We start from the raw sequence: 13,598 nt of genomic DNA on the forward strand, positions 1-13,598 counted from the left end.
GTGTCACACCCCGCCGTTAGGCTTGCGGTCATGCGCATCGCCACCTGGAACGTCAATTCGATCACCGCCCGGCTGCCCCGGCTCCTGGCCTGGCTGGAGAGCAGCGGCACCGACGTGCTGTGCATCCAGGAGACCAAGTGCACCGCCGAGCAGTTCCCCGCCGCCGAGCTGCGCGAGCTGGGGTACGAGTCGGCGGTCAACGCCACCGGCCGGTGGAACGGGGTCGCCCTGCTCTCCCGGGTCGGCCTGGAGGACGTCGTCACCGGCCTGCCCGGCGGGCCCGACTACGAGGGCGTGCAGGAGCCGCGGGCCATCTCCGCGACCTGCGGCCCGGTCCGCGTCTGGTCGGTCTACGTGCCGAACGGCCGGGAGGTCGCCCACGACCACTACGCGTACAAGCTGCGCTGGCTGGAGGCCCTCAAGGCGGCCGTCGGCGAGGACGCGGCGGGCGAGCGCCCCTTCGCGGTGCTCGGCGACTACAACATCGCGCCCACCGACGACGACGTCTGGGACGTCGCCCAGTTCGAGGGCCTCACCCACGTCACGGCGCCGGAGCGGGCCGCGCTCGCCGGGCTGCGCGAGGCCGGCCTCGCCGACATCGTGCCGCGCCCGCTGAAGTACGAGCACCCCTTCACGTACTGGGACTACCGCCAGCTGTGCTTCCCCAAGAACCGCGGCATGCGCATCGACCTGGTGTACGGCAACAAGCCCTTCGCGGACGCCGTCAAGGACGCATACGTGGACCGCGAGGAGCGCAAGGGCAAGGGCGCGTCCGACCACGCCCCGGTCGTCGTCGACCTCGACGTCTGAGCCCTCCGCGCGCCGGGTGGTGCCCCCCGGGGGTGCGGTGCGACGCTGTTCGGATGAACATTCCTTTCCTGGACAACTGGCGCAAGAAGCACGACACGGCCGGCTCCCCCCTGGTCTCCGTCTTCGACCGGGACCCGGAGGGGGCGGCCGAGCTGCTCGCCGAGTGCGAGCTGCTGCGCGCCCGTGCCCAGGAGGCCGGGGTGACGCTCGACGACACCCCACGCTCGCTCGCGGCGCTCGACCAGCTGCCGCCGCGCTGGCGGGACGACCCGGAGGAGCTGCCCTGGGTGGGGAACGACGCGGGGCTCTATCTCGGCACCGTGATCGTCCGGACCGTGCCGGGCGCCGGCTGGCGGCTGCGGCCCGACGGGCAGCCGGTGGTCCGGTTGCCCTCCGGCCGTGAGGTCAACGTGGTCGAGGCCGGTCTCGACTGGGCCGCGACCGGCACGCCCGAGCTGACCCAGATCTACGCGGAGTCCGCCGAGTTCTGACCGAGGCCGCCCGATTCCGCCCAGAGGCCGGGGCCGGAGGCCGTCCGGCCCCGCCCCGGACCCGGCCCGTGACCCGCTCCGGCATGACCCCTGTGCAGTAAATACGGCTTATGTCCCCCTCGTGCGTGTCGGGCCCGAAGTCCCTTTTCCCGGCGGATAGTTTGCGCTGACCTCGACAGCAGCTGAGAGACACAGGGGCAGGGCAGCAGATGGCCGTCGTCGATCCGTTGATCGAACTGCGTGGCGTGAACAAGCACTACGGCGCGTTGCACGTCCTCCAGGACATCCACCTCACCGTCGGCCGCGGGGAGGTGGTCGTGGTCATCGGACCCTCCGGCTCCGGCAAGTCCACCCTGTGCCGGGCGGTGAACCGCCTGGAGACCGTCGAGTCCGGCGAGATCCGCATCGACGGCGAGCCGCTCCCCGAGGAGGGCAGGGCCCTCGCCCGGCTCCGCGCCGAGGTCGGCATGGTCTTCCAGTCCTTCAACCTCTTCGCGCACAAGACCGTGCTCGCCAACGTCTCCCTCGCCCAGGTCAAGGTCCGCAAGCGCGGTAAGGCGGAGGCGGACCGGCGCTCCCGGGAGCTCCTCGACCGGGTCGGCCTCGCCGCCCACGCCGACAAGTACCCCGCGCAGCTCTCCGGCGGCCAGCAGCAGCGCGTGGCCATCGCCCGCGCGCTCGCCATGGACCCCAAGGCCCTCCTCTTCGACGAGCCGACCTCCGCGCTCGACCCGGAGATGATCAACGAGGTCCTGGAGGTCATGCAGCAGCTGGCCCAGGAGGGCATGACGATGGTGGTCGTCACCCACGAGATGGGCTTCGCCCGCTCCGCCGCCAACCGCGTGGTCTTCATGGCCGACGGCCGGATCGTCGAGGACCGCGCCCCCGAGGACTTCTTCACCGCACCCGAGAGCGACCGCGCCAAGGACTTCCTGTCCAAGATCCTCAAGCACTGACCGGACCGGAGCAGCGCACACCCCCATGCAGCGAACGAAACGAACCCTCGCCGCGCTCGCCCTGCTGCTCGCCGCCGCCCTCACCGGCGCCGGCTGCGGCAAGGAGGGCAGCCCGCCCGTCAAGGGCCCCAAGCCCGGCCAACTCCCCGTCTACCAGGTGCGATCCGGGTTCTCCCTGCCCGACTCCGCGACCTGGAACCGGGCGAAGAAGCGCGGCCGGCTCGTCGTCGGCGTCAAGGAGGACCAGCCCTACATGGGCGAGAAGGACCCCGCGAGCGGCACCTACTCGGGCTTCGACATCGAGATCGCCCGGATGATGGCCGCCTCCCTCGGCTTCGACCCGGCCGGCATCACCTTCCGCACCATCGCCTCCGCCAACCGCGAGACCGCCCTGCAGAACGGCCAGATCGACTACTACGTCGGCACCTACACCATCAACGACAAGCGCAAGAAGCTCGTCGGCTTCGCCGGGCCCTACTACCAGGCCGGCCAGTCCCTCCTGGTGCGCACCGACGAGGACGACATCCACGGCCCGGCCGACCTCGCCGGCAAGCGGGTCTGCTCGGCCGCCGGCTCCACCCCGTACCAGCGCATCCAGAAGGACTACCCGCGGGCCGAACTCGTCGCGTACGACACCTACTCCGTCTGCGTGGACAACCTGCTCACCTACCAGGTCGACGCCGTCACCACCGACGACACCATCCTCATGGGCTACGCGGCCAAGGTGCCCGACGAACTCAAGCTGGCCGGCAAGCCGTTCAGCAAGGAGCCGTACGGCATCGGCGTCCCCCGCTCCGACACCGCGCTGCGCCTCGCCCTGGACGACGCCATCGCCGCCCACGAGAAGAACGGCGACTGGAAGAAGGCCTACGACGCGACCCTCGGCCTGTCCGGCGTGCCCGCGCCCGCCCCGCCCGCCATCGACCGCTACCCGGCCGGCTGAGGAAGGAGCACCGCACCGACATGGACGTCCTGACCGACAACTTCGCGGCCTATGGCGAGGGTTTCCTCGGCACCGTCGAACTCACCGTCTACGCCTCCCTGCTCGCCCTCGTCCTCGGCTTCCTCATGGCCTCGTTCCGGGTCGCGCCGGTCGGCTCCTTCCGGGTCTTCGGAGCCGCCTGGGTCACCGTGCTCCGCAACACCCCGCTCACCCTGCTGTTCTTCGCGGTGATGCTGGGCCTGCCCCGCTTCGGACTGGTGCTGCCCTTCAAGGTGTTCGCGGTCCTCGCGCTCGGCTGCTACACCTCCGCCTTCATCTGCGAGGCGCTGCGCTCCGGCATCAACACCGTGCCGCTCGGGCAGGGAGAGGCCGCCCGCAGCCTCGGCATGACCTTCGGCCAGACCCTCGGCAACGTCGTCCTGCCGCAGGCCTTCCGCTCGGTGATCCCGCCGATCGGCTCCACCCTCATCGCCCTCGCGAAGAACTCCGCGATCGCCGGCGCGTTCAGCGTCACCGAACTCCTCGGCACGTACAAGACCTTGAGCGAGCTCGGCTACAACATCGTCTGGACCTTCGTCTGGATCGCCGTCGGCTACCTGATCATCACCCTCGCCATCAGCGCGCTCTTCCACTTCCTGGAGAAGCGCTACGGAGTCGCCCGATGACCTCCGCCACCGCCACCTCCTCCACCGCGCTCTACGACATCCCGGGGCCGCACGCCCGCCGCCGGCACCTGCTCTACGGAGTGCTCTCCACCCTCGTCCTGCTCGGCCTCGTCGCCTGGATCCTCTATCTCCTCTTCGACACCGGCCAGTTCACCGCCGCCAAGTGGACCCCGTTCCAGTACAAGGGCATCCAGGAACTGCTGCTCCGGGGCCTCGGCAACACCCTCAAGGCCTTCGCGTACGCCTCGGTGCTCTCGCTCGCGCTCGGCGCGGTGCTCGCCACCGGGCGCCTCTCCGAGCACCGGGTCTTCCGCTGGAGCTGCACCCTGCTGGTGGAGTTCTTCCGGGCCATGCCGGTGCTGGTGATGATCTTCTTCGTCTTCGTGGCGCTCAAGGTCCAGCCGCTGCCCGCCCTGGTCACCGGACTCACCCTCTACAACGGCTCGGTGCTCGCCGAGGTCTTCCGCACCGGTGTCCTCACCGTCTCGCGCGGGCAGCGGGAGGCCGCGTACGCGCTGGGCATGCGCAAGACGCAGGTCATGGTCCACGTCCTCGTGCCGCAGGCGGTCCGGGCCATGCTGCCCGCGATCATCAGCCAGCTGGTGGTGGCCCTCAAGGACACCTCGCTCGGCTTCCTCATCACGTACGAGGAGTTCCTGCACGCGGGCAAGCTGATCGCCTCCAACCTGGACTACGACCTGCCGTTCATCCCGGTGGTGATGGTGATCTCGCCGATCTACATCGGTCTGTGCGTGCTGCTGTCCTGGTTCGCCACCTGGGTGGCGAAGCGGGAGCGCCGCAGCCCCCGGACCAGGGCCGCGGACGTCGCTCCGGCCGAACCGCCCACACTGCTGCCGGGCCGGGAGTAGCCTCCCCGCACGGCGCGGAACGCCCCGCACGGGCCCTGCCCGCCCGGCAGCAGCCGTGATCACTCCGTCCGCAGCGGTACCGACAGGTGACTCGGGTCGGCCGCGGGCGAGGAGAAGGTCAGCTGTGCGCCGGTCGGGTTGTGCTCGATGTACAGCGGGTCGACGGTGTCGACGACCACCGCGAGCCGGTGGCCGGCCGGCACGTCGTAGGCCGTGGAGAACAGGTCCAGGTCGACGCCGAACGGGCGCCCCGGCTCCTTGCCGTGGAAGGTGTACGGGGCGTGCGTGACCAGCTTGCCGATCCCGAGCGGGCCCACGTCGTAGAGGTAGGCCACGAAGGTGCCGCTCTCCGCGGTCGGGGTGACCGTGGTGTGCAGCCGGGCGGTGCCGCGCACCCGCTGCGCCGTGTCGTACCGCTCGGTCTGCCACACGCCCGCGAAGGCGCGGGGGAGCAGCGGGATGGAGGCGGTGGGCGGGGCCTGGAGGAACTGGTCGAGGAGGCTGGAGAGCATGATCACGCCACCGTCGGCGCCGGAGTCGACGTTCGCCCACAGGTGCTCGGAGCCGCCGAGCGGGATGGTGGTGCGGTGGGCGTTGACGGAGGCCCAGTCGGGGTAGCCCTCGTAGCCGGCGTCGGAGCGCGGCTTGAGCCGGACGGGCTGTTCGCGGTCGACGCCGTTGTCGACGCCCTTGAGGTAGTGGTCGAACCAGCGGTGGGCGCTGGTCCAGGTGTCGTTGGGCAGCCCGAGCAGGCCGGTGGCCTCGGCGGTGGCGTGGTCGCCGGGCCGGAACTCCAGGCGCTTGGGGCCGGCCAGCTTCTCGTAGAAGCTCGCGAACTGGTTGGGCGGGAAGATGGAGTCGCCCCAGGCGTTGCCCAGCATGATCGCGGGCCGGTTGGTGTTGAGCGCGTCGAGGTGGGTCGCGGCGGAGCGCTTGCGGCCCCAGGCGATCATCTCGTCCTCCTTGTCCAGGCGGGAGGAGAGGAAGTCGCCGAGCACCTGCTGGAGTTCGGGCCCCGGGCGGCCGGTGAGATAGCCCGCGCCGCCGAGCAGCGCGGCCGCCTGGAGGTGCTGGGTGCGGCCGCTGTAGATGGAGTCGATGAGGTCGGCCCAGCCGCTGAGCGCGGCGACGGCCTTGACCCGCTTGTCGTGCGCGGCGGCGAGCAGGCTGATCCCCGCGCCGTACGACACGCCGGCCATGCCCACCCGCTCGGGGTCGGCGGGAGTGTGGGCGAGGGCCCAGTCGATGACCAGCGAGGCGTCGGCGACGTCCCGGGGCCCGGCGGTCTCGATCTGGCCGCCGGACTGCCAGAAGCCGCGCGAGTTGTAACTCACCACGACGTAGCCGGAGTCGGCGAGCTGCTGAGCCTGGGCGAGGTACTCGACCTGGGGCATGCCCCAGCTGGTCGGCAGCACGATCACCGGGAAGCGCCGGTCCCCGGCGGCGCCGGCCGGGGTGGCGACATTGGCCTTGAGGACGGTCCCGCCGTCCCCGGCGATGTCCACGAAGCGGAGGCTGCCGGTGGACGTGGACTCGGCATGGGCGGCGGGGGCGAGACCGAGGGCCGCCCCGGCGACGAGGGTCGCCGAGACGGCGTACGGCAGGGCTCTGCGCACGGGTCACTCCTCACTGGTTCATTGAATGGGGGGCAGTGAAAGCGACCCGACGGTAACGGCGTGCGCTTACCGGAGGTAACTGGTCGGTAAGTTACGCATGGGTAACGATTGGGTGGCGTGGGCTTGCCCCGCCGCGGCCCGGCGTCACCCGGCGTCCGCGGCCACCCGCTCGCACCCGCTCCGCGCCTCCCGGACCAGGGCGTCCCGGGCCGGCTGGTCCTCGCCCAGCCGGCGGGCGATCTCCAGCGCCTCCGAGAAGTACCGCAGCCGTAGCTCCGGACGGTCCTCCAGAACGGGCGCGTCGGCGAGCTCGCACAACGCCCCCGACAGCTTCGGCAGATACGTCAGCGGCCCCACCTCGGCCAGTGCCCGGTACGCGGCGATCCGCTCCAGGAGCTCCGGCTCCTCCGTCCCCAGCAGCAACACCTGCGCCCGCACCACCGCGTCGCGATCCGTCTTCGCCATGTGCCCCCTGTTCTCCGTGTGATGCACGAGGGAGATTCTGGGAGCCGGCGGGCAGTCCGGACAAGGCTCGCCAACTGTGCGTTCCGTCCTACGAAAATGGCCGCTGACCTGTCATGATGGTGACGTCTTCACCCCGACGGGAGGGCCGGTGGAGCACACGGACGACAGGGGCGGCACGGACGGCGTGCCAGACGTCTTCGACCCGCGGATCTACGCGGCGGGCATCCCGCACGAGCGCTTCCGCGCCCTGCGCGACCGGTGGCCGGTCGCCCGTCAGCGGGAGCCCGAGGTCCTCGGCTGGCCCGCGGGGCCCGGGTTCTGGGCCGTCACACGGCACGCCGACGTCGTCCGGGTCCTCAAGGACGGCACCGGGTTCTCCTCGTACCTCGGCGCCACCCAGATCCGCGACCCCGACCCCGCCGACCTGCCCTTCATCCGCCGGATGATGCTCAACCAGGACCCGCCGCACCACGGCCGGCTGCGCCGGCTGGTCAGCCGCGCCTTCACCCCCGGGCGGATCGAGCGCTTCGCCGCCACCGCCCGCGACCGGGCCCGCCGGCTCCTGCTCGCCGCACGCGAGTCCGGGCCGGACGTCGACCTCGTCCGGGCCGTCACCGACGAGTACGCCCTGCTCAACCTCACCGACCTGCTCGGCGTGCCCGCCGCCGACCGCGGACTGCTGCACACCTGGACCGAGCGGGTCATCGCCTACCAGGACCCCGACGAACCGCCCGTCCTCGACACCGAAGGCCGCCCGGTCAACCCGCGCTCGCCCGCCCTGCTGGCCGAGATGTTCGGCTACGCGCAGGACCTCGCCGCCCACAAGCGGAAACACCCCGCCGACGACGTCATGACCACCCTCGCCGCCTCGGAACTCCGCGACGCCGAACTGGAGATGTTCTTCTTCCTGCTCACCGTCGCCGGCAACGACACCGTGCGCGGTGCCGCCCCCGGCGGCTTCCTCGCCCTCGCCGAACACCCCGATCAGCAGCGCCTGTTGTGGCACGGGGAGGTCGGCACGGACACCGCCGTGGACGAACTGCTGCGCTGGCACCCGCCCGTGCTGTCCTTCCGCCGCACCGCGGCCCGGGACACCGTGCTCGCCGGCGCGCGGATCCGGGCCGGCGACAAGGTCGTCGTCTTCCACGCCTCCGCCAACCACGACGAGCGCGTCTTCGCCGACCCCGGGCGGCTCGACCTCGCCCGCACCCCCAACCCGCACGTCTCCTTCGGCGACGGGCCGCACGTCTGCCTCGGCGCCCACTTCGCCCGGCTTCAGCTCCGGGTGCTGTACGAGGAGGCGCGCGCCGTCCTGCCGGGCCTCGCGCCCGCCGGGCCGCCCCGCCGCCTGGTGTCCAACTTCATCAACGGGATCAAGTCGCTGCCGCTGCGGCTGGAGCGGTGCGCGCCACCCGGGTGAGATCGGCCACCACCTCCACCACATCGGGGCCGTACGCCTGGGAGTTGACGACCCTCAGCAGCAGCACGAAGGAGCCGTCCCGGCCGTACCTGGCGGCCAGTGCCTCGTGGTGCCGGGCCAGATGACGGGCCGCGGCCTGATTGGTCACCGCCGCCTGCCCGCAGAGCAGGAACACCGGCCGCCCGCCCTCGCCCCGGGTGAGCCGCGCCAGCACCACGTACTCGCTGACGCCCCACTCCGGCCGGTAGTTCTCGCCGCCCACCGTGAACATCCCGCGGTCCTCGGCCGGTTCCTGCTCGACGTTCATCGTGATCCCCGGCAGCAGATTCGGCAGATGGGCGGCCATCCGGCGATTCGAGAACGGACCGCCGATGCAGAACTCGGCTATCTCGCCCAGGCCTTGGCGGGCCGTGTCGTGCTGCACGATCCGGGGCCGCGCACCGCAGTCCTTCACGAGAGCGGACAGTTCGAGCAGCGCGGAGACGTCCGTCGCGTGCACCCCGCGCTCGCTGCCGGCCAGCCGGTTCACCACGAGCAGGCACTCCGACCCGGCCGGCAGCCCGAAGAAGGCCTGCTTCCGGCGGAGCCGGCGCCGCCAGGCGTAGGTGCGGGTCAGCCAGCCGAGCGAGCCGCTGACACCGGTGGCCAGGACGCCCAGGACGACATTGCGCAGGTCTTCGTTCATGGGCGCGCATGCTACTGGGCTTTCGGCCGACTGTTCGAGAGGCGGTCCTGACGGATCGCGGGGGCAGAAGTTACGCTGCGCGAACGGGCGTTGACTGGAGGTTGGGATGCAGTCTCGGACACGGCGCTTCGCCGTACGCAAGGGGTCCGTCGTGGCCGTCGCCGCCACGGTGCTCTCGGTGGGCGCCGCCGCGCCGCCGGCCGCAGGGCCCGCCGCCGCCCCGCCCCGCCCGGCGCCCGCGAAGGTGCCGGTCGCCGCGGGCTGGGGCGGTGCCGTCGCCAGCGTCGACGCGGACGCCTCCGCCGCGGGCGTCGAGGTGCTGCGCAAGGGCGGCAACGCCGTGGACGCCGCCGTCGCCGTGGCCGCCGCGCTCGGCGTCACCGAGCCGTACTCGGCCGGCATCGGCGGGGGCGGCTACTTCGTCCACTACGACGCGAAGACCCGTACCGTCCACACCATCGACGGCCGGGAGACCGCCCCCGCCACCGCCGACGCGCACCTCTTCACCGAGAACGGCAAGCCCATCCCCTTCGAGGAGGGCATGACCAGCGGCCGCGGCGTCGGCACCCCCGGCACCCCCGCCACCTGGCAGGCCGCGCTCGACGCCTGGGGCAGCAAGCCGCTCGGCAAGCTCCTCGAACCGGCCGAGCGCCTGGCCCGCGAGGGCTTCACCGTCGACGCCACCTTCCGCGCCCAGACCGCGAGCAACGAGGCCCGCTTCCGCGACTTCCCGGCCTCCGCCGAACTCTTCCTGCCCGGCGGGCAGTTGCCGGTGGTCGGCTCCGTCTTCAAGAACCCCGACCTGGCCCGTACGTACGAGGAGCTGGGCCGCGAGGGCGTCGGCGCGCTCTACGAGGGCCCGCTCGCCCGGGACATCGTCCAGACCGTCCGGCACCCACCGGTCCGGCCGGGCGCCACGCGCGTGGTGCGCTCTGGCGACCTCACGGAGGCCGACCTCGCGGGCTACGAGACGATCGGCCGCCGCCCCACCAAGGTGTCCTACCGGGGCCTCGACGTGTACGGCATGGCGCCCTCCTCCTCCGGCGGCACCAGCGTCGGCGAGGCCCTCAACATCCTGGAGTCCACCGACCTCGCGCGCGCCCCGCAGGCCGCCTACCTGCACCGCTTCGTCGAGGCGAGCCGGATCGCCTTCGCCGACCGCGGGCGCTGGGTCGGCGACCCCGCCTTCGAGGACGTGCCCGTCGCCGGACTGCTCTCCCAGCGGTACGCCGACTCGCGGGCCTGTCTGATCCGCGACGACGCCGCCCTGACCAGCCCGCTCGCGCCCGGCGACCCGCGCGACCCGGTGCCCTGCGGCGCGGCCGGCACCGCCGCCCCGACCACGTACGAGGGCGAGAACACCACCCATCTGACCGTGGCCGACAAGTGGGGCAACGTCGTCGCCTACACCCTGACCATCGAGTCCACCGGCGGCAGCGGCATCACCGTCCCGGGCCGGGGCTTCCTGCTCAACAACGAGCTCACCGACTTCTCCTTCGCCCCGGCCAACCCGGCCGTCCACGACCCCAACCTGCCCGGCCCCGGCAAGCGCCCGCGCTCCTCGATCTCCCCGACGATCGTCCTCGACCGCACCGGCCGCCCGGTCCTCGCCCTCGGCTCCCCGGGCGGCGCCACCATCATCACCACGGTCCTGCAGACCCTGACCGGCGTCGTCGACCGCGGCCTGCCGCTCGTCGACGCGATCGCCGCCCCGCGCGCCAGCCAGCGCAACCAGCCCACCACGGAACTCGAACCGGCCCTCTGGAACAGCCCCCTGAGGGCCGAACTCGAAGCCCTCGGCCACGCCTTCCGCCAGAACCCGGAGATCGGCGCCGCCACCGGCGTCCAGCGCCTCCCCGACGGCCGCTGGCTCGCCGCCGCCGAGACCACCCGCCGCGGCGGCGGCTCGGCGATGGTGGTCCGCCCGGCGGACTGAGAGGGGTGGGGCGGGGGCCGGCCGGGCCGCTACGGCGCCGTCAGGATGCGCGGGCCCGCGTCCGTGACGGCCACCGTGTGTTCGGTGTGGGCGGCGCGGGAGCCGTCGAGGGTGCGGATGGTCCAGCCGTCGGCGGCCGTGTAGTGGTGGTCGATCCCGCCCGCGATCAGCATCGGCTCGATCGCGATCACCATGCCGTGGCGCAGCGGCATGCCCCGGCCCGGGCGGCCCTCGTTGGGGACGTCCGGGCCCTCGTGCATGGTGCGGCCGACGCCGTGGCCGCCCATGCCGTCCGGGATGCCGTAGCCCGCCGAGCGGCAGACCCGGGCCACGGCGTGCCCGATGTCCCCGATCCGGTTGCCGACCACGGCCGCCGCGATGCCCGCCGCCAGGGCCTCGTGGGCCGTGTCGATCAGCCGGGCGTCCTCCGGGCGGGCCCGGCCGACCGTGAAGCTGATCGCCGCGTCGCCGACCCAGCCGTCCAGGACCGCCCCGAAGTCCGCGCTCACCAGGTCCCCGTCGGCGAGCGGCACCGTGCCCGGGACGCCGTGCACGATCGCGTCGTTCACCGACAGGCACAGCGTCGCCGGGAAGGGCACCGGCGCCCAGCCCGGGCGATAGCCCAGGAACGGCGAGTCCGCGCCGGCCGCGGCCAGCACCTCCCGGGCCACGCCGTCGAGCTCGGCCGGGGTCACCCCGGGCGCCGCCTTGTCCCGGACCGCCTGGAGGGCCCGGGCCACGACCCGCCCGGCCTCGCGCATGAGCAGCAGGTCCGCATCCGTCTTGATCTCCACCATGCCAATTACTATACCGGTATTAGAATGGGCGGCATGGTGCGCACCCCCCTCACCCCCGAAGAGCGCGAGCGCGGCGAGCGGCTCGGCCGACTGCTCCGCGAGGCCCGCGGCGAGCGCTCGATGGCCGAGATCGCCGCCGCCGCCGGCCTCTCCGCGGAGACCCTCCGCAAGATCGAGACCGGCCGCGCCCCGACCCCGGCCTTCTTCACCGTCGCCGCCCTCGCCGGCGTCCTCGACATCTCGATGGACGAACTGGTCACCCGCTGCGCCCTCGTCCCGCTCTAGGGAACGTGACGGGCGCGGACCCCCGCCGAGTGGTCCCGGCCCGGCGGAGGGAGGACGCTGGAAATGAGCGCGTCCGGGTGTGCCGAGGCCCACCGCACAGGGCCCTCCGCCCGGCCGGGAAAGGCCGCGTCATGCGCATGCTGCTGAAGGTTCAGATGGACACCGCGGCCTCCAACGAGGCCATCCGCCGGGGCACCCTCCGCAAGACCATGGAGGCCACGCTCCAGAAGCTGAACTGCGAGGCCGCCTACTTCACGGTGGAGGACGGCTGCCGCACCGGCTACCTCTTCTTCGACCTGGCCGATCCCTCGGACCTGCCGTCGATCTCGGAGCCCTTCTTCATGGACCTGCACGCCAAGGTCCACTACTCGCCGGTGATGAACCCGGAGGACCTCCGCAAGGGCCTCGACGCCCTCGCCCGGTAGCCCGGCAGGACCCGGCAGGACCCGGCGGTTCAGACCGACACCGCCAGCTGCACCCTGCTGTGGCGCGGGCGCTCGATCTCGTCAAGCAGCGCCCGCGCCAGGTCGGCGTGCGCGATCCGCCCGGAGCCGTCGAGGACCGTGCCCACCGCCGTACGGTAGCCGCCGGTCACCGGCGCCTCCGCGTTCAGGTCGAGCCCCGGCACCACCATCAGCCAGTCGAGCTCCGGGCCCGCCTCGGCGCTCAGCAGCTCGAACTCGGCCACGTGGCCCTGCGCGAACGCCCGCCACGCGGCGGGGAAGTCGGGCGCGTCCATCAGCCGCACGCCCGGCGCCGTCTCCAGCGTGACCGCGATGCCCACCACGAGGAGCCGTCGCACGCCCGCCGCCGGAAGGCCCGTCAGCATCGCCCGCGCCGCCGCCGTGAAGTACTGCTCCGAGGGGACGTCCAGGCGCGCCCCCGCGTGCACGGCCGCGGCGTGCCCGGCGGCGAGCTCCGCCACCGCGACCGGGTCCGTGGCGTCGCCCCGCACCACCGTGACGCCCGGCCCGCCCAGGTCCGGGTACTTCGCGGGGTCCCGGACCACCGCCGTCACCCGGTGCCCGCGGGCCACCGCCTCGGCGACGGCGGCCCGGCCGACCCGCCCGCCGGCCCCGAAGACGACGACGCCCCCGCCGCTCTCGCCGCGGCGCTCGCTGCTGTGCGCGCCCGTGGCGCGCGTGTTCCTGTCGGTCATGGCGGGACCGTAGAACGCCCGCCCCCGGTTACTTCAACGGTACCGACGGCCCCTCCGCTAGCGTCGGAGCATGACCACGCCCGAGCAGCCCGCCCCGCCCCTCAGCCCCGCCCTCTTCGCCGACCCCCGCTGCGGCGACCGGCCCCAGCCCGTCCGGGTCCTCGGCGGCAAGTGGACGGCCATGGTGCTGCGCTGCCTGGAGGACGGCCGGGCCCGGCGCTTCACCGAACTGCGCGTCCCGCTCCACATGGTCACCGCCAAGGTCCTCACCGAGACCCTGCGCACGATGGAGCGCGACGGACTGCTCACCCGGACCGTCCACGACGAGAACCCGCCCCGGGTCGAATACGCCCTCACCGCCCTCGGGCGCTCCCTCCTCGCGCCCCTCGACACCGCCTGCGCCTGGGCCCGCACCCACGCGTCCGCCGTCACCGAGGCGCGCGAGCACTACGACACGGCCGCCAGCCCGGTGGCCTAGCAGCGGATGCGCCGCCCGGCGCA

Annotated in this window: 16 protein-coding genes; 11 read left to right on the top strand and 5 right to left on the bottom strand. The window is 72.9% G+C overall.

What is annotated here, in order from left to right; translation table 11 throughout:
* Positions 1 to 30: 30 nt before the first annotated feature.
* The 6 genes from ACIGW2_RS25325 to ACIGW2_RS25350 all read left to right on the top strand — a co-directional run bounded on the left by ACIGW2_RS25325 (position 31) and on the right by ACIGW2_RS25350 (position 4,734).
* Positions 31 to 810, top strand: a complete 780-nt coding sequence (locus tag ACIGW2_RS25325; protein ID WP_391656129.1) for an exodeoxyribonuclease III — start codon at positions 31 to 33, stop codon at positions 808 to 810.
* 53 nt (positions 811 to 863) lie between these two features.
* On the top strand, positions 864 to 1,301 hold the full coding sequence (locus ACIGW2_RS25330; protein ID WP_356066078.1) for a DUF6278 family protein: 438 nt from the start codon (positions 864 to 866) through the stop codon (positions 1,299 to 1,301).
* Between the two features lie 209 nt (positions 1,302 to 1,510).
* On the top strand, positions 1,511 to 2,257 hold the full coding sequence (locus ACIGW2_RS25335) for an amino acid ABC transporter ATP-binding protein (protein WP_391656127.1): 747 nt from the start codon (positions 1,511 to 1,513) through the stop codon (positions 2,255 to 2,257).
* Positions 2,258 to 2,282: 25 nt separating this feature from the next.
* Positions 2,283 to 3,200: a glutamate ABC transporter substrate-binding protein gene (locus ACIGW2_RS25340; protein WP_391656126.1), complete on the top strand. Its 918-nt coding sequence runs from the start codon at positions 2,283 to 2,285 to the stop codon at positions 3,198 to 3,200.
* A gap of 20 nt (positions 3,201 to 3,220) precedes the next feature.
* Positions 3,221 to 3,865 carry an amino acid ABC transporter permease gene (locus ACIGW2_RS25345; protein ID WP_356066087.1) on the top strand — a complete coding sequence of 215 codons (645 nt, stop codon included), beginning with the start codon at positions 3,221 to 3,223 and terminating at the stop codon, positions 3,863 to 3,865.
* Positions 3,862 to 4,734, top strand: a complete 873-nt coding sequence (locus ACIGW2_RS25350; protein ID WP_361577788.1) for an amino acid ABC transporter permease — start codon at positions 3,862 to 3,864, stop codon at positions 4,732 to 4,734. The genes ACIGW2_RS25345 and ACIGW2_RS25350 overlap by 4 nt, the downstream gene beginning before the upstream one ends.
* Before the next feature lie 59 nt (positions 4,735 to 4,793).
* Here ACIGW2_RS25350 and ACIGW2_RS25355 read toward each other — a convergent pair whose 3' ends face one another.
* The gene (locus ACIGW2_RS25355) at positions 4,794 to 6,350 is read right to left on the bottom strand and encodes an alpha/beta fold hydrolase (protein WP_399846139.1); all 1,557 of its coding nucleotides are present in this window, start codon (positions 6,348 to 6,350) and stop codon (positions 4,794 to 4,796) included.
* Between the two features lie 144 nt (positions 6,351 to 6,494).
* Positions 6,495 to 6,815, bottom strand: a complete 321-nt coding sequence (locus tag ACIGW2_RS25360; protein ID WP_399846141.1) for a hypothetical protein — start codon at positions 6,813 to 6,815, stop codon at positions 6,495 to 6,497.
* 148 nt (positions 6,816 to 6,963) lie between these two features.
* On the opposite strand from ACIGW2_RS25360, the gene ACIGW2_RS25365 reads away from it, so the two are divergent.
* The gene (locus ACIGW2_RS25365; protein WP_399846144.1) at positions 6,964 to 8,235 is read left to right on the top strand and encodes a cytochrome P450; all 1,272 of its coding nucleotides are present in this window, start codon (positions 6,964 to 6,966) and stop codon (positions 8,233 to 8,235) included.
* Here the strand turns inward: ACIGW2_RS25365 and ACIGW2_RS25370 are convergent.
* Complete coding sequence (locus ACIGW2_RS25370) at positions 8,189 to 8,920, bottom strand: hypothetical protein (RefSeq protein WP_399846147.1); 732 nt, start codon at positions 8,918 to 8,920, stop codon at positions 8,189 to 8,191. The genes ACIGW2_RS25365 and ACIGW2_RS25370 overlap by 47 nt on opposite strands.
* Before the next feature lie 106 nt (positions 8,921 to 9,026).
* Here ACIGW2_RS25370 and ggt point away from each other — a divergent pair, with 106 nt between their 5' ends.
* A complete protein-coding gene (gene ggt / locus ACIGW2_RS25375; RefSeq protein ID WP_391656121.1) occupies positions 9,027 to 10,856 on the top strand; it encodes a gamma-glutamyltransferase in 1,830 nt (609 codons plus the stop codon).
* Positions 10,857 to 10,885: 29 nt separating this feature from the next.
* On the opposite strand, the gene map is transcribed toward ggt, so the two are convergent.
* Positions 10,886 to 11,653 (bottom strand): type I methionyl aminopeptidase, encoded by a 768-nt coding sequence (map, locus tag ACIGW2_RS25380; RefSeq protein ID WP_391656120.1) that lies wholly within the window; start codon positions 11,651 to 11,653, stop codon positions 10,886 to 10,888.
* Between the two features lie 33 nt (positions 11,654 to 11,686).
* Here map and ACIGW2_RS25385 point away from each other — a divergent pair, with 33 nt between their 5' ends.
* Together ACIGW2_RS25385 and ACIGW2_RS25390 are read left to right on the top strand one after the other, a co-directional pair.
* Positions 11,687 to 11,938, top strand: coding sequence for a helix-turn-helix transcriptional regulator (locus ACIGW2_RS25385; protein WP_356066104.1), 252 nt, complete (start codon positions 11,687 to 11,689; stop codon positions 11,936 to 11,938).
* 131 nt (positions 11,939 to 12,069) lie between these two features.
* Positions 12,070 to 12,363 (top strand): hypothetical protein, encoded by a 294-nt coding sequence (locus ACIGW2_RS25390; RefSeq protein ID WP_391656119.1) that lies wholly within the window; start codon positions 12,070 to 12,072, stop codon positions 12,361 to 12,363.
* Positions 12,364 to 12,392: 29 nt separating this feature from the next.
* On the opposite strand, the gene ACIGW2_RS25395 is transcribed toward ACIGW2_RS25390, so the two are convergent.
* Complete coding sequence (locus ACIGW2_RS25395; RefSeq protein ID WP_391656118.1) at positions 12,393 to 13,097, bottom strand: NAD(P)-dependent oxidoreductase; 705 nt, start codon at positions 13,095 to 13,097, stop codon at positions 12,393 to 12,395.
* Positions 13,098 to 13,167: 70 nt separating this feature from the next.
* Between ACIGW2_RS25395 and ACIGW2_RS25400 the strand changes: the two genes are divergently transcribed.
* Complete coding sequence (locus ACIGW2_RS25400) at positions 13,168 to 13,575, top strand: winged helix-turn-helix transcriptional regulator (protein ID WP_391656117.1); 408 nt, start codon at positions 13,168 to 13,170, stop codon at positions 13,573 to 13,575.
* The last annotated feature ends 23 nt before the right edge of the window (positions 13,576 to 13,598 follow it).

The sequence above is a fragment of the Streptomyces sp. NPDC053541 genome (assembly GCF_044544705.1).
Lineage (GTDB): Bacteria > Actinomycetota > Actinomycetes > Streptomycetales > Streptomycetaceae > Streptomyces.